The organism is Exiguobacterium sp. s43, assembly GCF_018617255.1.
Classification (GTDB): domain Bacteria; phylum Bacillota; class Bacilli; order Exiguobacteriales; family Exiguobacteriaceae; genus Exiguobacterium; species Exiguobacterium profundum.
Genome location: NZ_JACSJT010000001.1, coordinates 1,140,702 through 1,161,101, shown reverse-complemented (window position 1 = coordinate 1,161,101; position 20,400 = coordinate 1,140,702). Strand labels below are relative to the sequence as shown.

The following is a 20,400-nucleotide window of genomic DNA, read 5'->3' as shown; positions in this document are numbered from 1 at the left end:
TCTATTTACTCTATCTCAACCAGCTACGAAGCGCGATGAGCGCATGTTGGACTGGTTCCCATGTGCTAGACGGAATGAGATAACATGTCGCTTCATGGATAGAAAATGTTCGCACATCCTTTTGTTTGACGATGTTCTCGCCGATTGCGCCAAACGGATCGCTGTTCACATCGACATGTTCAAATGTACGCCACTTTCGCTCCCCTCGTTCTATAACAGCACAACCGAATGATTTGGTCGGGCCATCAATTCCGTACTCGGCATAATGCCAGAGTGTCGTCGCATCGAGCGGAGACCCAAGGTGAAGGATTCGTGCGTTTCGCTCAATCATTCGCTCGATAGGTGAACCTGGACCGAACCCGACATCGATGGTATGACCGGACACGATGGCTTCAGCCCCATCGCCCCAGGCGGCAACAGACCACATCGGATGGGAACTACGATATACGTGCGGATAGCTTCGGAACAGTTCCGGCACACGTCCCATGCCACGTGTCGCTGTTTTATCAGCTTCGTACGGAGGCATCTCCGCGCGAATCGTCTGCCACCATTCCACGGGGACAGGTGGCGCTTCCCATTCAGCTGGGTCTGAATTGTCTCCGGTCTGGGTCGCCATCATAATCAACCCAGATGGACCGACCACTTCCTGAATCGCTTCAATGACGGTCTGCGCCCCTCCACATACCCAACCGAGTTTTGAGAGCGACGAATGGACAAACAACGCCTCTCCCGAGCGAACGCCGGCTTCTTTTAACTTTTCGATGAGACTCGACTTCGTCACCATCTTTTTCACAACCATCACTCCACAATCAGCTGGATCGACGACCCGCTTCTAGATTTTTTCACTTCAATCCGTGCATCGACACGGTCTTTCAATTCTTGGACATGACTGATGACGCCGACGAGCCGACCGGTCGCCTGTAAAGACATCAATAATTCAATCGCCTGGTCTAGAGATTCGGCATCGAGCGTACCGAATCCTTCATCGATGAGCATCGTTTCAAGACTGATGCCCCCACTCAACTGTTGGACCACCTCCGCAAGTCCAAGAGCGAGTGACAGCGACGCCTTAAACCCTTCACCGCCAGATAAATTTTGTACACGACGCGATCGTCCGGTATAGGCATCAAAGACGAGAAGCTCAAGACCAGATTTGGCATTCCCTTTCGCCGTCTCGACTTTCCGCTCAAGCCGGAACTGACCGCTCGTCATCTGATCCAAATGAATGTTGGCCGCATGAAGGATCTGATCAAAAAAGGCGGTTTGAACATATGTCTCAAACGTCATTTTCTGTGGGTTGATTCCCTTCCCCGTATCCGCAATCAATTTGATTGTCTCTAATTTCTGCTCTTCTTGCGCCGTCTGTTCGCGAAGGGTATTCCATTCCGAGATGACGTGTCTATGTCGAGACAAGGCATCTTGGGCTGTGATCAGCTGTTTCGACGCCTGCTCACTGCATTCAGCCACTTCCTTCACTTTCATCTCCATCTCGTGCAGGTCTGGTCGCTCCTGATTCTTCAGTTTTTCTTCAATCATCTGTTTATGGTGTCGGAGTCGAACACCTTCTTCCTCCTCACGTTGCAACTGTTCACGAATCATTGTCCGCTTGTCGATTTGATTGGCGTATGATTCATAGCGTTCACGCGTCAGATGTGATGCTTCTAGCTGATTGACCCAAATGGTCTGCTGGGCATCATACTGCTTCGATGCTTCAGTCAACTGTTCACGGATCAATGACAGTCGTTCTTCCTCTTTCCAAAGTGCTTTTTTCACCGTCTCAAACTCAAGGTCGTACGCTTCGACTTGTTTCATCAACATCGAGATGCGGTGCTCAAGGTCGGCTCGCTCGCGCTGCAACGCATCGAATGTCGTTTCTTCACTTTGACCGAGTGCGTACAGACTTTGTTGCGTCATTTCAAGTTCGGATACGACACGCTCCCGCTCTTCGAACTGTTGACGTCGCTCTTGCTCTAACTGTCGGATTTCTGCTGACAGTTGGCGAAGTGTCCGTTCGTTCTCTTGATGCATTCGTTCTTCCCGTTGCAATCGTTCTGCACGTGTTCGCCACTTATTGAGTTCTTCTGTGACATCGCCATTGAATTGAATGTCTTTCGAAGCTTGATCTAGTTCTTTTCGGACTGCTTCAAGTTGTTGATGAAGCGAACGATAATCCGCCCTCGCTTCGATTAAGCGTGTGGACAAATCATCAAGACGGGCCACGGCCGCATCCCGCTCCGTGATGTTCGTAACGGTTTCTTCGTGTTGTGGGATATCATGATGACGAGAACCGCATACCGGGCATGGCTCACCGTCTACAAGCGTCTCGCTCAGTTGTTTCGCTAGTATTAATTGTTCTTGCTGTGTAAACGTGGTGACCACTTCTTGTTGGGTCACGTACTGCCGTTGAACGTCTTTGCCCGTTCGTTCACATTCGTCGAGTTGTTTCGATAACTCACGCGCCTTTGTTTCAAGAGATGCCAGATGCACCAATCGGTCGACATGACGCTCGGCGTCGACTGCTCGTTCGCTAGGTTCAGACTTTATGCTGTCGACCAATCGCCGTTCTCTTTCTTGAAGTTCTTGTAACCGAACTTCTTTTGAAAACATGGCCAATTCTTTTGCACGATTCATCAATCGGTCACGAAGGGTCACGAGTGTGGCGCGCTCCTTGATTCTTGGCATCATCTCATCGACGATCCGAAGTCGCTCCTTACGAGAGATGACTTCTTCTTTGTCCGTTTCAATCGTTGGTTGTTGCTCCATTAACTTTGATTGAGAGGATTGCAAGTGCTCTAATTTTGTCGAAGAGGTCTGTTCTTCCATCGTCAACCGACGCACGAGTTGCTCTAACTCCTGTAACCGTTCAAAGACTGGACGAATGTTTGCCGCCACCTCTAAATTTGTTAGCAGTTCACGTGTTTCATTTCGAATCGATTCACCGTTTAAAAAGATTGCAAGTGCTCGATCGGTTTCTTCTCGCTCCTTGAACAGCGTGACGAGTGATTTTGCTTTCTCAAGCGCTTCTCTTGCCTCTTCCAGTGCTGTCGCATACAGTTGTTTCTGGGTTTTGGCCGTATCACATGTTGTCATCAGATATTCTTCACGCTCGTCAAGCCAACGTTGAATCTCCTCGATGGACTGGGTCGACACCTCTTCGATTGCTTCATCTTCGAGCTCTAATAACTTGAGTCGCGTCCGCTCGACCGCCCATTCCACTTGTTTTCGATACGCGCTATAGCGTTCACCCCACTTCTCCTGAAACGTACGATATGCCTCTGTTTTGAAAATGGATTGGAGGATTTGTTGTTTTTCATTCGAGTTCGAGTCGAGTAATTGTCTAAATTGGTTTTGAGGGAGCAACAAGATTTGACTGAACTGTTCATACGATAATTGTAAAATCGATTCGATTCGTTCTTGTACCTCGTTCACCTTCGTCGCCAGCGGCTTCCAACCGTCCTCCCATTCATAGAGGATGGCCTCGTGCGGAATTGGCGTCTTATTTTTCGGATGAGGTTGTTGCGGCTGTCTTACGATCCGATAGCGGTCACCTCGAATCGTGAACGAAAAATCTACTTCCGTCTTCAACTCAGGTTGTGCATACTGGCTTCTGAAGTCACTAGCATTTCGAAGCGACCCACTCGCCCGGCCATAAAGGGCAAACGTCATCGCATCAAAAATGGTCGTCTTCCCGGCGCCCGTCCGACCGCTGACGACAAACATCGAGCGACCAACCAACTGGGTGAAGTCAATCGTTTCACGTTCTGCATACGGTCCAAATGCTTGAATCATCAATTCAACCGGTCTCATTAGTCATCACCTTCTTCTATCATTTGCTTCACGGCATCTGAGGCAGTGCGATCATGTACGGCCTCAAAAAATTGGAGATATACCTCTTCTACTGACTGTCTTTCGAGCGTCTCGCGTTCAAACGTGGATGTCTGCTCCTGGCGACGTAACAGTTCCAATTCAAGATGAAGGATATTCGGATAGACAGTCCGAAGTTTCGCCATCGGATCATGAAGCGCCGTATCATCGGTCAATACAATTTTAAGGTAATCATCTGTCTTTTGTTGCTGATAATAAGTTGGGGCAAGGAGTTCGTTCAATGTTCCGGTGAGTTGTCGCATATCCCGCTCTGGTGTCAAGGCACGGCGACGACGTGTCCATTGACCGTCCCATTCCAGAACGTCGACGGATTTTTCATGATTGACCTCGGAAAACGAATATTTCATGAGCGACCCACTATATGCAATTCTTTCTGATTGAATCGCATCACGATTATGTAAATGACCTAATGCCGTATACGAAAAAGGCTCATATAACCCTTTTGCGACCTGTCCTGCCGTGCCAACAGATAGTTGACGTTCTGAATCCGTCTCCAGTCCTCCCGCTACAAAACTGTGACCAATCGTCACGGCATCTTTTTCGATCATACCGAAAGCTTCAATGACCGCCTCCAGTGCATCATGATGCGTTCGAATCGAGTCGATACCGAGGATATGCCGTACACGAGCCGGCTCAAGGAATGGAATCGGATAAAATGGGACTCCCGCTACATCAAGGGGACCAGATGTCGGGTCTAGCTTACCGACGATGTGAAGTCCTACTTGTCTCAATAACTTCGAACTATATTCGAGACGTTCTGCCGAATCATGGTTTCCGGCGATGGCTACGACTGGTATTCCGCGGTTCAAGACGAGCTCTCGCCACATCTCATCGAGTAAATCGACCGCCTCGACGGGAGGGACGGCTCGGTCATATAAATCCCCTGCGATGATGACCGCATCGGGTCGTTCCTCATCTACGATTTGTAAAAAAGAATGGAATAAGATATTCCGTTGATCTTCTGTCATATGTCGACCGTGGACGATCTTACCTAGATGCCAATCGGCCGTGTGAATCCATTTCATCACGTATCACCTCTCTTTCCTATTCTAGCATGAGTCATTCGTATGATTCGACGTCTTGACACCCGTTTTTGAAACAGCGAAAGTAAGAGGAGAGGAGGACTTCAAAATGAAATCATCAACATGGCAAACTTTTTTTCAATTATTCAAAATCGCGAATCCTCCGAAAAATCTATTTGTCGGAGCCATTCTGATCTCGCTCCTTCAAGCCGTCGCCTCACTGGCCATTCCGCTCATCTTGCAGCGTGTGGTCGACCGGTGGAGCAGCGACTTATTGACACCTGAATGGATCATCTATTTCGTCATCGCATTTTTGATTCAGGTCATCACGAGTGCCGTTTCGATTTATTGGTTACATATTGTGGGGCAACGGGTCGTTGCCAATTTACGCACGACCTTGTGGGACCATCTCGTCAAACTGCCGATTCCATACTATGACGGCATCAAGTCGGGGGAACTGGTGTCTCGGTTGAACAATGATACGACGACGCTTCAACAGTTGTTATCCGAACAAAGTGTCAGGTTGTTGACCTCCCTCGTCTCGGTCATCGGCGCCGTCGCCATCTTGTTCACACTCGATTGGCAAATGACACTCGTCATCTTGTTCTCTGTTCCGACCACACTCATCATTGTCATACCGCTCGGACGGAAGCTTCGGATTATCGCAAAAGAGACACAACAAGAACTCGGAAATCTTTCCGGCTTCTTCGCCGAACTGCTCGGTGAGATTCGACTCGTCAAATCACAAGCGACGGAACAGATGGAAGTGAAAACCGGCAAAGCAAAAATCGAGACACTGTTCGATTACGGGGTGAAGGAAGGACGAATTCAAGCGATCCTCATTCCCCTTCTCAATGTGACCTTGACCGGGATGTTGATTGCCATCCTCGGGTTCGGCGCATATCGAGTCTCGACCGGAGCTTTATCAACGGGCGAACTACTCGCCTTCATGCTCTATCTCTTCCAAATCATCACGCCGCTCATCACGATGAGTGAATTTTTGACAAGGCTTCAAAAGGCGCGTGGAGCAACGGAACGGATTGCTGAGTTGCTCGAAGTCCGTCCCGAACCATACAGCACACATGAAGAAATGATTCATCAGACGGCACTCTCATTTGAAGACGTTGCTTTCCATTATGGCACTGAACCCGTCATCCAAGGATTGACACTTCAAGTTTCACCAGGGGCGACAACCGCCATCGTCGGACGGAGTGGTGCAGGGAAAACGACACTTTTCTCACTTGTCGAACAGTTCTATTTACCGACGGCAGGGACGATTCGATATGGAAATCGGGAGATTCAAACATACGGGCGTGATACTTGGCGTCAAATCATCGGATATGTCGCTCAAGATTCACCCGTCCTTTCGGGATCTGTACGGACAAACATTGTGTACGGACTTCGACATGAAACGAGCGATGATGAAATCAAAGAAGCCTGTGAGATGGCCAACGCATGGTCGTTTATTGAAACGATGCCTGAACAGCTCGATACGGAGATTGGTGAGCGAGGTATCCGTTTGTCTGGCGGGCAGCGACAACGACTTGCTATCGCGCGAGCATTGTTACGAAATCCACAGATTTTATTGCTCGACGAGGCAACATCAAGTCTAGATTCAGAATCAGAACGCGTGGTCCAAGAAGCGTTAGACCGCCTGATGGTCGGACGAACGACGCTTGTGATTGCCCACCGACTCTCGACTGTCAGACATGCTGACCAGATTGTCGTCTTAGAAGACGGACAAATCAGCGGAATCGGGAAACACGAGCAACTTTTAACAGAGAACGCACTATATCAGCGACTCGTTTCACAACAATTATTAGGGGGACAAGCCACATGAAAACAATCGGATTTATCGGGCTCGGGGTCATGGGCCAATCGATGGTACGTAATTTGATGAAACACGGATTTGAAGTACAAGCATACACACGGACGAAAGAGAAGGCAGCTGCACTGTTAGAGGAAGGTGTGACATGGTGTGATTCGGTACAGGACGTTTGCCGAGACGCCGATGCCGTCATCACTATCGTCGGCTATCCGTCTGATGTCGAATCCATCTATTTTGGTGAAGGAAACATTCTTGATTCGGCAGAACCAGGTACATTATTGATCGACATGACGACGTCCTCACCGAAACTGGCTGAACGGATAGCTGAGACAGCCATTGAGCGGAGTCTCCTCCCACTTGACGCACCAGTAACTGGAGGCGATGTCGGCGCCAAAAATGGAACGCTATCGATTTTAGTCGGTGGGGGTGAATTCGCCTTCAATAAAGCGAAGCCTTTATTTGAAGCGATGGGACAATCGATAGAACGAATGGGATACGCAGGAAGCGGTCAATATGCGAAACTTGCCAATCAAATCGCCATTGCCGGAATCATGATGGGGAATGCCGAAATGTTAGCGTTCAGTAAACGAGCTGGAATTGACCCAGAGGCACTCGTTCGTACGATTCGTGGTGGGGCAGCAGGTAGCTGGACGCTTGAAAACTTGGTTCCACGCATGATTGTCGAAGATTATGCACCTGGCTTCTTCATCAAACACTTTATCAAAGACATGACACTTGCCATCGAGAGCGCACACGAGCTACAAGTGACATTACCAGGTCTCGAGCTCGCACATCGCCTCTATTCAATTCTTGAAAAGAATGGATACGGAGAGAATGGCACGCAAGCACTGATCGAGTATTATCTTCATCAAGACGTTTGAAACCGGATGTTTGTGGAATTAGTAGGAGTGAAGGAGGCGATTTTCGTGCCATGGAATATGAAAGACTATCCAGAATCACTGAAAAACTTCGATCCACTTGTAAAAAAGAAAGCCATTGATATCGCGAACGCATTACTCGCGCAAGGCTACTCTGAGACGAAAGCGATCCCCATTGCCACCGAGCAAGCAAAAAAGTGGCATGCGGATGCGTCGGAAGAGGAAAAACAAGATTTTGAAGACGCCCCAAACCCCAAAAAGTCAGATCAGCACGGAACATAAAACAACCGGTCGGGTTATCCGACCGGTTGTTTTGCTTGATAGGAGGCATTTAACTCTAAATAGAGTCCAGAAATCGCCGTTTGAAGATATGGTGTGACAAAGATATAAGCTAAGCCTCCAGTAAGAAGGACGAGCGCATACCATCCGATAAAACTCGCATAGAGCTTTAACATCGTCTGTTTGTGCCCTTTCATCATTTGGCGGCTTTTTCGCATCGCCTGGAATGCAGATAGGTCCGGCTCATCTCGCATGATAAATGGCGCGATGCGATACGTCAAATAGAACCAGACACCAGGTACAATCAGGAAAAGCATCAGAACGTTTAGACCTAAATAGAATACCGCATAATAGACCACGGCACGTGAATAGTCTTTAAGTGACCCGAACGATTCAATCAACAATCCGAACGTTGGCTTTTCATCTTTCGCCACCTGGAGAAACACCCAATTTTTCCCGAGCTCGATAGGTGCGAGCAGAACCGTCGCCCCGTAAAGAAGCGCCACCGATGTCAAAAGAACTTCGGGGTCGTTCGCCGAGAGATCAAGTCGGGTCGTGATCATCGCTTGAATGACCATGACAGTTAAGACGACGAGTAATGAAATGCCCCACTTCCCTGATAGCATTCGTAGCGCATATTGTTTGTAAACGGAAGATTGCATGAATTCACCTACATTTATTGTTTTCTCTCATTATAGCAAAAAAACAGTCTTCCGACTGTTTTCCGCATTGGCTCATCCAAGAAGTTGTTTGAACTTCACTTCATCGAGCTGTCCATTCGTTCGTACGCCATTTCCTATGTGTACCATCGCTACGTCAAGACGTTCTTGAAGAATCGGTAACGTTTCCACCGTGATCCCTGCACCAGGCAAAATTGTCATCTCGGCCTGTTCCTTCAAGGCTATCAAGGTTTCGATTCCTTCTAGTACAGTTTTGGCACCGCCTGAAGTAAGGAGAATATCTACTTCCGGATATTCATTCAACACATCCATCGCTTCAAAGACATCACGTGATGCATCGAAGGCACGGTGGAACGTGAGCGTCATTTCCCCTTTGTGCTTGATCACTTCCCCTAAGATCCGCTCGTCAATCGCGCCATCCTGTGTCAATGCACCGAATACGATTCCATCGACACCTAGCTCACGGCATAGACCGATATCCGCAAGCATAGTCTCGACATCATCCTCATTGAAATGGAACGAATGTGTATGGGGTCTTATCATCACATGCACCGGAATCGACACATGTTCGACCACATTTCGAATCGTTCCAAAACTTGGTGTGATGCCCCCGTTTTCCATATCCGCAATCAGTTCGAGTCGTTTCGCACCGAGTTGCTCAGCCTGAATAGCTTCCGTTAGTGTAGTGACAATCACTTCTACATTCATTAAATCGCTCCCTTTACGGTGCGAACTTCCAGTCCACACCATGTTCGGCTAAGACGCCTTTGAAATCTTGAGGCTCCGGAAAATCAGAGATAATCGCCGTCACCTTCGAAAAATCACAGACGCGATACCGTTTTTGTTGATTTAGTTGGGTATGGTCCGTCAGTAAGAACGTCTCGCGACTTTGTGACATCACCGACTGGGTGATACTGGCGAGGCCGAAAGCGTCACATGTTAAACCTAGTGATGCGTCGACCCCTTCGACGGACAAAATGGCAAGGTCGAACATGTATGTCTGTAGTTGCGCCAGGACCTGCTCACCTGTCGTCACGAGATGTTTCGGGTCGATTGTACCACCTAATAGCTGAATTTCGCCACCAAGCACACCTTTCGCCCGCTGTTCAAACAACGCCTTCGCCACCGTCAACGATGGCGTCACGACCGTCACATTGCGACCACGTAACCGGGAAGCCACTTGCTCTGCCGCGACCCCGTGTCCGATATATAATAATGTATCATCTGGAATCAACTGAAATGCGGTATAGGCAATCCGACGAATTCCATCCATGTTTGCAATCACGATAGGCTGAAAGGACATGCTCTGATGAAGGACCGCTCCCCCGTATACACGTTTGATTCGATGTTCTTTTTCTAATTCTTCTAAATAACGGCGAATCGATTCCCCCGATACGTTCAAACGCTCGATCAACTCGCTTGTTTTTACTTTGCCTTCTCTTTCGATCCATTCTACAATTTTCTGTTTACGCTCTTCACCGATTAAAGACACGTCCCTGCCTCCTCCACAATAATCTTTCCTTTTCTAGTGTAACGAACGCATGTAAATTTAACGTAAATTGAAAGTAAAGAACGAGCAAATCCAACATGTTTTTGTTTCTTTTTTGTGTAAATCAACGACAATACACAAAAAAAGGCACGCCCTTCACGGACGTACCTGCATGAGTCATGATTTCGGCTTGTGTTGAAACAGCGGAACTTTTGGTTCTTTTCCAGCACGTATACGTTGCCAATTGGTACGATGCTTAATAATAATGAACAATGCGAGTGGCACGATGACGATCAGGGGTAACCAATCTTTCGTCACGATGCTATAAGTCGTTGCCGTCACCAGTCCTACCACGGCGGCAGCCATCGAGGAGAGGGATACCATGCGCGAGGTGAGGAGAGTCACGATGAATGTACCGACGACGACAAAGAAGAACCATGGGAAGGCTGCCAACAAAACACCACCGCTCGTCGCAACCGATTTTCCACCTTTGAATTTCGCAAAGACAGGATAAGAGTGTCCAATCACTGCCGGAATCCCGGCAAGAAGCAGGCTCATCTCGCTTCCGAACAGTAGAGGCAGCAATGCAGCGACAAGACCTTTCCCCATGTCACCGAGTAAGACGAGGATTCCTGCCTTCTTCCCTAATACACGAAACGTGTTCGTCGTTCCCAGATTGCCGCTCCCATGTTCTCGAACGTCTACGCGATAGCCGAGCTTGCCGATGATGAGGGCAAACGGAATGGCACCAAGTAAATAACTTAAAATAATAATCATGATTTCTGTCACATATGGCATCGCAATTCCCCTTATTTCACAAATTCCGCAATATAGCGATCATATGGCTGATTCAATGCATGTACCTGTTTCGCATGCTCAATACCGATATAGCGTAAGTGCCATGGTTCGTACATATATCCGGTTTCTTCCTCAAAGGCTTTTTGGTAACGGATGATAAATCCATACTCGTGAGCATGATCTGCCAGCCATTTTCCTTCAACCGTTTCACCGAGACTTTGAGTCAGTTGATAGTTGACCGAGGCGCTCGATACGTCAATCGCAAGTCCTGTTTGATGTTCAGAATGACCTGGTGGTGCGGAATATTTCATGGCTTGTTCTTTGCCATCTCGTTCGACATAAGCATTGAAGAGATTGACTTGATAGGCGTATGAACGGAACGCACTCGTCCCTTTCAAATCAATTCCTGCTGCTTTTGCACCTTTCATTAGACCTTCAATCGCCTGAGCAGCTTCTTTACGTAACATTCGACGTTCACCGACTGTCGAGTCGACAAAATCAATGTTCGCCTCTACCAAATCACTCGGCTGATAGTCGGCGGGTAATGCAATTTTCTTGTTTACAAGAATCAATTCATCTAATTCCAAATTGGCCACACCATCCGTTTCAATCGGTTGACTAGGTGCCACAGGTTCTTCCTCTACTGGTTCGGTCTGCTGTTCAGACTCGTCCGACGTCTCCTCCTCAGAAGGTGACTCGGTGACTGTCTCATCTTCACGATCCGAAGTCGGTTCATTTGGTTCTGTCTCTGGTTCATCTACTGTTGATGACTGTGTTGTTGGTTCTTTCGGTTCAACTTGCTCGTTTGTCGTACAACCGGCTAACATGAACGTCAAGGCGCCGCAAACCATCAAAATCGATGGATAACGCATGCGATCTTCCCCTTTCTAGATAACAAAAAGTACCGTCAAGATATGATACCACACTGACGGTACGAAGACAGAAGATTCTTAAACAGGGTTCATGACGTTCAAATACATTTCATGCCATTTCGGGAACTCTCGATCAAGTCGAATCGGTTTGAAGTCGCCTCGTTTGACGACGACATGCGTTGTAGTGGCTGTGCCAACAAGTTCTCCATGTTGATTCGTCAACTCATAGCCGTAAATCGTTCTGATTTTTGAATATTGATCGACCCATACACGAACATGAACCGTATCACCATACGTCACGCTACGCTTATAGTCCATGGATACATTTGTCACAGGAGAGACAAATCCCGCTTCTTCCATATCTTTATACTCGACACCTAGTTGTCGTAACAATTCCGTGCGCGCAATCTCTAAATAAACTAAATAGTTGGCATGATAGACGATGCCCATCATGTCCGTCTCTTGATACCTTACTGGGATTTGAACCGTGTGCATTGAATCATCCTTCTTTCCTACGACAAGTATATTATAACTTACTCTTAATATCTACTACTAATAATTGCTGGAGTGACACATTCTCATCCTCCGTCGACACCAAACGATAGGACTGACGAGCAATCGATTCATCGATAACAGATAGAGCGGTGCGCGCGTTCGCATGTTTGATTTCATGTAAGCGAGTAGCTAATGCTTCAAGCGCATCTTCCTCCATCACATATCCGAACTGACTTGCGTAATTTTTTGCGATGTCCACTAACTGTTCTTGCGTATAGTCAGCAAAATGAATCGTCCGTTTCATTCGGCTACTAAGACCAGGGTTGGATTCAATTAATCGGCGCATCGGACCTTCGTAACCGGCAAGGACGACGACAAGATTCTCGCCATGTTTCGGCATTTCATCAACGAGTGTATCGATTGCCTCCCGGCCATAGTCGTTCGCCCCGCCGTTCAAACTATAGGCCTCGTCAATTAGTAAGACGCCGCCAAGGGCGTCACGGATCGCCGCTTTCGTTTTTTGAGCTGTCTGTCCCACATAGCCACTAACTAAATCTGCACGACTGACGACATTGACATGGCCTCGCTTCAAATAACCTGTCCGTTTCAACATCTGTGCATACAGATAGGCAAATGTCGTTTTACCGGTACCGCTGTTTCCGGTAAGTGTCACATGGAGCTGGACCGGCGCCGTCTTCAAACCGAGCGCTTTTCGTTTCTTCTGTATCTTGATGAGTGCTTCAATTTCAGCCAGTTGTGCTTTTGCATCTTCCATGCCGACAAGGTCATCTAACGATGTCGGACTCGATTCATCATCTGGCTGATCAAAGTCTTCTTCAGTCAAGAGCGCCATTTCGTCTAACGGAGCATCTGCACCGAAGCGGGAACCCTTCTTAAACATCGCATCAAGTAAAATGTTATGGACAGTCCGGGCATTTCCGAACGTCGAGTCGACCCGTTCTCTGTCGATTCGAGCAAGAAGTGATCGTTTCGCCTCTTCCGTCAGCACGTAATTGTTCTCTTGTGCCACTTTCTCACCGATGGCGACCAATTCTTCGTCACGGTAGTTCGGTAACTCGTAGTGATTCGACTCAGGGAATCGTGAACGTAAACCGGGGTTCGCCAAGAGGAAATGACGCATTTCTTCTGGATAGCCAGCTAGAATGACGACGAACTTGCCAGCATATTCGCCACTCGTCATCGCGGCGACGAGCGTATCGATGGCCGCTTGTCCGTAATCACTGCCACTCGCATCCTGACGCTTCAATGCGTATGCTTCATCGATGAATAAGACACCACCCTCTGCCTCTTTCACCTTGTTCATTACCTGCTCTTCCGTTTGCCCAACATAGGCACCGACAAGGCTCGAACGGTCAGCCTCGACAAGGTCCGGGCGTCCTAATAAGCCGAGTTCAAAGTAAATCTCGGCCATGAGTCTTGCTAATGTCGTCTTCCCGGTTCCTGGATTCCCTGTAAAGACGAGATGAAGGGATGGTTGATGTTTTGAAGAAAAACCGGCCTTCTCTCGTTCTTTTTGGAAAAGGAGGAAGCGATACCACGCTTTTACACGCGCTTTGATGTCATCGAGCCCAATCATGTCTTCAAGTGATTCAATCGCACTTGAACGTGCCTCGGTCGGACGGTCTGGTAGTAGCTCACAAATCGTGTGTAGCCGTTCTTTCACAAGGGAAACGCGCTCCCCGAAACGATGAAACGCTTCACGACTGAAATAGTTCCCTTGCATGGATGCGAGCAAGGAGGCGGTATCATCTTCAAGAGATGCGACCTCTTGCATCGCTTCGATGATCGCTTCAAACAGGTTTTCCAATTGTCCGCGCCATTCAGAATCACGTAAATCAGACTTCGCAGTCTCCACCTCATCATGGAGTTGGTCAAGTTGATCGAGCAACGCTGACGTTTTTGACTCGTACTCTGTTAAGATTTGAACCTTCATCGAGGCGTAATCGGCCTCTCGTAAGGTTGGCCAGTCGATTTGAAGCGCCTGTTTCGAACGACGCAACTGCTCATTCAGTTGAAACAGACGAAGCTCTGGAGGAAGTGCGTTCATCGCCTCCAACTCTTTTACCCAGCGGTTGAGTAACGGGTCCATCGTTTCCTTTTGTTTGAGCCGATGTGTTGCGAGCAGCCGCAAGGAACGAATTAATTCTTCTTGGTGCTGAGTCGCACGAGACCAATGTGCGTAAGATAACAAAGCCGCCTCGTTTACTTTTTCTCCAGCTTCCCAGTTCGTCAAGTCCGTTTGAACTTGTTCCACTTGAATTTGTTTCATCTTGTTCTCCCTTTCAGACGACAAGGGAGCCGACATCATGTCTGCTCCCCATCGGATTATCTTGATTCAAACGATGTCATCCGAATCGAATGGAATAACTTTCCGTTATTCCGCGATTCTGCCGCGAGCAAGATTCGTTCATGCGCATCGACATAATATGTGACAGTCTCTTTATTTTCTTCTTCACTAAAAATCGATGGATAGTTTTCAATCCACTCTTTCGGAACGGTCTCAGCCGATTCTGATTTCACATACGCTTGCGCGGTACGTCCGACCAAATCGGTTTCGCCTTCACTTGAACCGAGCGTCCCGTCATCGAGCCATTTACGAATCTGTTCGTTCGTTGCACGTGACAAGAATGGATGAGGTGCGACTGCTCCGGAGTTCGTCTCCTGTCGAAGAACTTCTTCCCCGTCCGGATTGAACTCTAAGTAGGTCTCTCCATCCCATTCAGCTTTCGCGCCAACATTTGGACCCGTCACGACTTCAGATACAAAATATCCGTCCTCATCATACGTGACAAGATACTCTCGTTCTTCGAGCTCTTCGCCTTCTTTTGGAAGTTTGCGTTCTTGATATCCGATCACGACATTCGAGTAGAATGGTTCGACTTTCTCTTCCTCTTCCCCGCTCAAATCCATGAGCACATAGAAGTTATAAGCGAGTAATGCCCCGACAATGAGGATGCCGGCCAATATCACCCAGCTCAACCGTTTTTTTATCTGTTGTTTCATAGCCTATCCTCCTCGTTTCTTCACTTACTATCCTACACTAGCGAGAAGGACAAGCAAAATATTTTTGACCGAAAAAGGGCCTCATCTGAGACCCTTTCGAATTAACCTAGTTTATCTTCATCTTTCTTTTGCATCTCTAGCCATTTATCTCGTTCATCCGGTTCGTCGGTAAGATCCTTGAATAAGGCAATCATCATAAAGATGAGCACGAAGATGAATGGGAAGGCTGCGAGAATCGCAACAGCTTGTAGAGCATCTAATCCACCAGCATACAACAATACGGCTGCGATTGACGATTGGATGATTCCCCAAGTCATTTTAATCCCCATCGGCGGGACGAGCTTCCCGTTCGATGTAAGCATACCGAGGACGTATGTCGCAGAGTCGGCCGATGTAATAAAGAATGTCGAAATCAAGAAGATGGCGATTACACTGAGAAGCGTCCCAAAACCACCGAACGTTTCAAACAGTGCGAACAGCCCGACTTCAGTACCGATTTCGTTTACTTGATCAATTAAGCTATATCCTCCGAACAAATCAGCCCAGATGGCCGAACCGCCGAAGACGGAGAACCATAATAATCCGAATGATGTCGGGACAAGTAAGATTCCGATGATAAATTCCCGAATCGTACGCCCTTTCGATACACGTGCGATAAACGTTCCGACGAATGGTGACCAAGAAATCCACCAAGCCCAGTAGAAGATGGTCCAACCGTTTACCCATTCACGTTCAACGGGTTCAAAAGCGGCTGTACGGAAACTCATGCTCGGGAGCTGCTGCAAATAAGTTCCGACCGTTTGTGTGAACAAGTCGAAAATGAAAGCTGTCGGTCCCGCAAACATCGTCGCTACAAGTAGGACAATTGCCAAGAAAATATTCGTATTACTTAAGATTCGAATTCCTTTGTCAAGACCTGTCGAAGCACTGATCATGTAGAGCACCGTTACGACGGCAATGATGATCAACTGTGTCACGAAAGCGTTCGGTACCCCAGGGATGAGGTAATGAAGGCCACCGGCAATTTGTTGAGCACCAAAACCAAGTGAAGTCGCTACCCCGAATGCCGTCGCAATGACCGCAAGGATATCGACCGTTTGCTTCACGGGTTGTTCGTAGCGGTTATGGACGAGCGAACCGATCGTCTCCCCAATCGTCGCGGGACGACCTTTTCTAAACGTCGAATATGCGATGGCGAGCGCAATCATTGCGTAAATCGCCCATGGATGGAAGCCCCAATGGAAAAATGCATAACGCATAGCAGTCCGTGCATCTCCTTCAGGTGTGGGGGAAGCGAATGGTGGTGAGTGGAAGTGGAGCAACGGTTCAGCCGCTCCCCAGAAGATGAGTCCAATTCCCATCCCGGCACTGAATAACATGGCAAACCATGATAAATAACTAAATTCTGGACGATCTGTATCCTTTCCAAGTCGAATCGAACCATATCTTGAAAAGATTAAAAAGATGGCAACCAGTAAAAACCCGGTGGCGCTCAAGAGATAGAACCAACCCATCCCGTTTGAGAGCCAGCCTTGTAACGTACTCGTCACGTTTAATAGACTGGCATTACCTAATAAACTCTCGGGGAAAAGTCCCCAAATCGTAAATAAGCCAGTTATGATTGCAGATACGACGAATACGGTCGTCACACGGCTTTTTCGTTCCATAAAATCACTCCTATTTAATTTTCTATTTTCATATACGTTTTCCACCCTAACATACTTTTGAAACAAGTCACAACCCTATGTGTACATAAATGTGTTGTTTACCGTCCAATAGATAGGTGTCTTGTCATCAAGTTGTTTCTTTGGGCTCCAGTGAAACAATCAATGTTTCATCGACCACATAGTAAGGTCTTTTTGGCAACGTTTTTAAATAACCCCCCTCTCGTAAACGGGTCAAATCGAGTTGAAGCGCGTTCTGAAATTTTTGTAACGGTAATTTCTTCTCCTGGTCCATATACAGATCGAGTGCCCGTTGCACTTGATCCATTTCATAAATGAGGTCGCGTTCATCTTCCGGTACGATATGAAACGTCTCTTTTGACATGAAGAAACGTTGTTTCGGGATTCCCGAAAGGTGATGTTTCAAGCGTTTGGTGTCGATTTCTTGCGAGTCATCCAGTAGGACAGTGCGATTCACACCTTTTGGCAGTGTCTGTTCATATTCGTGAATCGCCTGACGCAATTCTGAAAGGGTGATATCAATTTCTCGATCCGGTTCCACCTCTTTTTGTTGCGTCAATCTTTTCCACCAACTCTTTCCGAGCTTCACTTCCTTATCCATAAGCGCACCCCTCCCTGTCTTCCTGTTCCCGAATCTTTTAAAACTTTCACCTTAAAATTGCATATTCATGAAAAAAACCTTCCTTTTTTCAAAGGAAGGTCATGGACTAGCACTTATTTCAATTTGTTACGGAGAACCATTTGCAGGATTCCACCGTGACGGTAGTAATCAATTTCAACTTCAGAGTCGAAACGAGCGATGACTTTGAACTCTGTCACCGTTCCGTTTTCATGTGTCGCTTTTGCGTTCAAAATATCGCGCGGACGTACAGACTCATCGACTTGAATATCAATTGCTTCTTCACCAGTCAATCCGAGTGATTCAGCCGATTCACCGTCTAAGAACTGAAGCGGGAGCACACCCATCATAACAAGGTTCGAACGGTGAATCCGCTCGAAACTTTGTGCGATGACCGCACGGATTCCAAGAAGATTCGTCCCTTTCGCTGCCCAGTCACGAGATGATCCCATTCCGTAATCATTTCCTGCAAGGACAACAAGACCTGTTCCCTGTTCCTTGTACTTCATAGCCGCATCATACATTGGCATGATTTCACCAGTTGGCCAGTACGTCGTAAAGCCACCTTCAGTTCCTGGAGCAACTTGGTTGCGGATACGAATGTTTGCGAACGTACCACGCATCATGACTTCATGGTTACCACGGCGAGAACCATATGAGTTGAAGTCGATTGGCTCTACCCCTTTAGAAAGGAGGTATTGACCGGCTGGTGTCGTCTTCGAGAATGATCCAGCTGGCGAGATGTGGTCGGTCGTAACCGAATCCGCAAACTTCCCGATGACACGTAAGCCATTCAATGCATGAACCTCGCCCGCTTCTGGTTCGAGTTGTTCGAAGAACGGTGGGTTTTGGATGTATGTCGACTCATCTGAGAAGTCATACAAGTTTCCTTCCGGAACATCGAGTGCGTTCCAACGCTCGTTACCAGTGAAGACCGTTTCGTACTCTTTACGGAATGCTTCTGGTGATACGACGTCTTGGACAACCATTTTGATTTCATCGTTTGATGGCCAGATGTCTTTGAAGTATACTTCATTTCCATCTTTGTCTGTACCGAACGAATCATTAATGATGTCGAAGTTGACTGACCCGGCAAGAGCGTAAGCGACGACGAGCGGTGGTGATGCCAAGAAGTTTGCCTTCACGAGCGGGTGAACGCGCCCTTCAAAGTTACGGTTACCAGAGAGGACTGACGACACGAGCAAGTCGTTTTCTGTGATCGTATCTTCGACTTCACGGTCAAGCGGACCAGAGTTTCCGATACATGTCGTACAGCCGTATCCGACCGTGTTGAAGCCAAGTTCGTCCAAGTAAGAAGTCAAACCAGCCTTATCCAAGTAGTCCGTTACGACTTTCGAACCTGGTGCGAGTGATGTCTTCACGTATTTCGGAACGGTTAAGCCACGTTCAACGGCTTTCTTCGCAACGAGTCCAGCACCGACCATGACGTATGGGTTCGACGTGTTCGTACAGCTTGTGATGGCTGCAATCGCAACATCTCCCGTACTCATGTCGACTGCGCCGTCCTCGTACTTGACTGTCGCCGTTTTGTCGAGTTCAGAACGGTCAAGTCCGAAGCCACTGTTTCCTGCAGGAGCACTCAAGCTATCGATGAACGATGTTTGAACGTCTGAGAGGTTGATTCGGTCTTGTGGACGTTTCGGACCCGCAAGTGAAGGCTGGACTTTCGACAAGTCGAGTGTCAACACTTTTGTGAACGTTGGATCAGCTTGATCTGGTGTATAGAAGAGATCATTCGCTTTAGAGTATTCTTCGACGAGTGAAATCAACTCTTCAGAGCGACCAGTCGTACGCATGTAGTTCAATGTTTCCGTATCGACCGGGAAGAATCCACATGTCGCACCATATTCAGGCGCCATGTTTGCAATCGTCGCACGGTCTGAAAGTGGCATCGTGTGGAGCGACGGTCCGAAGAATTCAACGAATTTCCCGACAACTTTTTCATGACGGAGCATCTCTGTCACGACGAGCGCCACATCTGTCGCTGTCACACCAGGGTTTACTTCACCGATGATTTTGACACCCACGACGTCTGGCACTGGGAAGTATGATGGTTGACCGAGCATGCTTGCTTCCGCCTCGATTCCTCCGACACCCCAGCCAAGAACACCGAGTCCGTTGATCATCGTTGTGTGCGAATCCGTTCCGACGAGTGAATCTGGATAAGCAACTGTACCTTCTGCATCATTCTTCTCGAGGACGACAGATGCCAAGTACTCCAAGTTTACTTGGTGAACAATCCCCGTTGCAGGTGGTACGGCACGATAGTTGTCAAATGCCGTCTGAGCCCAACGTAAGAACTTATATCGTTCTTCGTTACGTTCAAATTCGATGTCCATGTTTTTCATCAATGCACCAGCGAAACCATATGCATCTACTTGAACTGAGTGGTCGACGACGAGATCGACAGGAATTTCTGGGTTGATTTTGTTTGGGTCTCCACCGAGGTCTGCCATCGCTTTACGAAGTGAGGCAAGGTCTACGACCGTCGGTACACCCGTGAAGTCTTGAAGTACGACACGTGCCGGTTTGAACGGTACGTCAATGTCTTTCGAGACGTCGGCAGTGCCCCATTTTGCCAAGTTCTCGACATGTTCTTTCGTGATGGCACGCCCGTCTTGTTGACGGAGAACCGATTCAAGAAGAACGCGAATCGAATACGGAAGACGGCTGATGTCCGTCAATCCTTCTTCTTCCAATTTTTTCAAACGATAAAAATCATACGATTGCCCGTTCGCTTCGAACTTTGTCCGAGATGCGAAGGCGTCTAAAACATTCGTCTGTTCCATTGCAATTTCCCCCTTTTTGAAAGCGCCGACCACACG

Annotated in this window: 17 protein-coding genes; 3 read left to right on the top strand and 14 right to left on the bottom strand. The window is 47.8% G+C overall.

The window, feature by feature from the left end:
* Positions 1–10 precede the first annotated feature (10 nt).
* Genes KNO79_RS05960 through KNO79_RS05950 form a run of 3 tightly spaced genes read right to left on the bottom strand, consistent with a single transcriptional unit; the run spans position 11 to position 4,910 of the window.
* On the bottom strand, positions 11–799 hold the full coding sequence (locus KNO79_RS05960; protein WP_047795253.1) for an AAC(3) family N-acetyltransferase: 789 nt from the start codon (positions 797–799) through the stop codon (positions 11–13).
* Positions 799–3,807 (bottom strand): AAA family ATPase, encoded by a 3,009-nt coding sequence (locus tag KNO79_RS05955; RefSeq protein WP_214690828.1) that lies wholly within the window; start codon positions 3,805–3,807, stop codon positions 799–801. The genes KNO79_RS05960 and KNO79_RS05955 overlap by 1 nt, the downstream gene beginning before the upstream one ends.
* Positions 3,807–4,910, bottom strand: a complete 1,104-nt coding sequence (locus KNO79_RS05950; protein WP_214690827.1) for an exonuclease SbcCD subunit D — start codon at positions 4,908–4,910, stop codon at positions 3,807–3,809. Before KNO79_RS05950 ends, KNO79_RS05955 begins: the two co-directional genes overlap by 1 nt.
* A 106-nt stretch (positions 4,911–5,016) precedes the next feature.
* Between KNO79_RS05950 and KNO79_RS05945 the strand changes: the two genes are divergently transcribed.
* The 3 genes from KNO79_RS05945 to KNO79_RS05935 are packed head-to-tail and all read left to right on the top strand — an operon-like array spanning position 5,017 to position 7,895.
* Positions 5,017–6,747: an ABC transporter ATP-binding protein gene (locus KNO79_RS05945; protein ID WP_214690826.1), complete on the top strand. Its 1,731-nt coding sequence runs from the start codon at positions 5,017–5,019 to the stop codon at positions 6,745–6,747.
* The gene (locus tag KNO79_RS05940; RefSeq protein WP_211782748.1) at positions 6,744–7,616 is read left to right on the top strand and encodes an NAD(P)-dependent oxidoreductase; all 873 of its coding nucleotides are present in this window, start codon (positions 6,744–6,746) and stop codon (positions 7,614–7,616) included. The genes KNO79_RS05945 and KNO79_RS05940 overlap by 4 nt, the downstream gene beginning before the upstream one ends.
* Before the next feature lie 45 nt (positions 7,617–7,661).
* Positions 7,662–7,895, top strand: coding sequence for a DUF2188 domain-containing protein (locus tag KNO79_RS05935; protein ID WP_012726433.1), 234 nt, complete (start codon positions 7,662–7,664; stop codon positions 7,893–7,895).
* A 14-nt stretch (positions 7,896–7,909) separates the two neighbouring features.
* On the opposite strand, the gene KNO79_RS05930 is transcribed toward KNO79_RS05935, so the two are convergent.
* The 11 genes from KNO79_RS05930 to acnA form a co-directional block, all read right to left on the bottom strand.
* Complete coding sequence (locus KNO79_RS05930; RefSeq protein WP_031423519.1) at positions 7,910–8,554, bottom strand: DUF975 family protein; 645 nt, start codon at positions 8,552–8,554, stop codon at positions 7,910–7,912.
* Positions 8,555–8,626: 72 nt separating this feature from the next.
* Positions 8,627–9,280 carry a copper homeostasis protein CutC gene (locus tag KNO79_RS05925; RefSeq protein ID WP_074036888.1) on the bottom strand — a complete coding sequence of 218 codons (654 nt, stop codon included), beginning with the start codon at positions 9,278–9,280 and terminating at the stop codon, positions 8,627–8,629.
* Positions 9,281–9,293: 13 nt separating this feature from the next.
* The gene (locus tag KNO79_RS05920) at positions 9,294–10,064 is read right to left on the bottom strand and encodes a DeoR/GlpR family DNA-binding transcription regulator (protein WP_012726436.1); all 771 of its coding nucleotides are present in this window, start codon (positions 10,062–10,064) and stop codon (positions 9,294–9,296) included.
* A gap of 174 nt (positions 10,065–10,238) precedes the next feature.
* Positions 10,239–10,859 (bottom strand): glycerol-3-phosphate 1-O-acyltransferase PlsY, encoded by a 621-nt coding sequence (gene plsY, locus KNO79_RS05915; protein WP_012726437.1) that lies wholly within the window; start codon positions 10,857–10,859, stop codon positions 10,239–10,241.
* A gap of 11 nt (positions 10,860–10,870) precedes the next feature.
* A complete protein-coding gene (locus tag KNO79_RS05910; RefSeq protein WP_214690825.1) occupies positions 10,871–11,731 on the bottom strand; it encodes a M15 family metallopeptidase in 861 nt (286 codons plus the stop codon).
* Between the two features lie 78 nt (positions 11,732–11,809).
* Positions 11,810–12,226, bottom strand: coding sequence for an acyl-CoA thioesterase (locus tag KNO79_RS05905; RefSeq protein WP_012726439.1), 417 nt, complete (start codon positions 12,224–12,226; stop codon positions 11,810–11,812).
* A gap of 31 nt (positions 12,227–12,257) precedes the next feature.
* Positions 12,258–14,516 carry an AAA family ATPase gene (locus KNO79_RS05900; protein ID WP_214690824.1) on the bottom strand — a complete coding sequence of 753 codons (2,259 nt, stop codon included), beginning with the start codon at positions 14,514–14,516 and terminating at the stop codon, positions 12,258–12,260.
* 56 nt (positions 14,517–14,572) lie between these two features.
* The gene (locus KNO79_RS05895) at positions 14,573–15,250 is read right to left on the bottom strand and encodes a hypothetical protein (protein ID WP_214690823.1); all 678 of its coding nucleotides are present in this window, start codon (positions 15,248–15,250) and stop codon (positions 14,573–14,575) included.
* A gap of 101 nt (positions 15,251–15,351) precedes the next feature.
* On the bottom strand, positions 15,352–16,917 hold the full coding sequence (locus tag KNO79_RS05890; RefSeq protein WP_159562395.1) for a BCCT family transporter: 1,566 nt from the start codon (positions 16,915–16,917) through the stop codon (positions 15,352–15,354).
* 127 nt (positions 16,918–17,044) lie between these two features.
* Positions 17,045–17,536 (bottom strand): DUF3939 domain-containing protein, encoded by a 492-nt coding sequence (locus KNO79_RS05885; protein WP_214690822.1) that lies wholly within the window; start codon positions 17,534–17,536, stop codon positions 17,045–17,047.
* Between the two features lie 113 nt (positions 17,537–17,649).
* A complete protein-coding gene (gene acnA / locus KNO79_RS05880) occupies positions 17,650–20,364 on the bottom strand; it encodes an aconitate hydratase AcnA (RefSeq protein ID WP_214690821.1) in 2,715 nt (904 codons plus the stop codon).
* Positions 20,365–20,400: the final 36 nt, after the last annotated feature.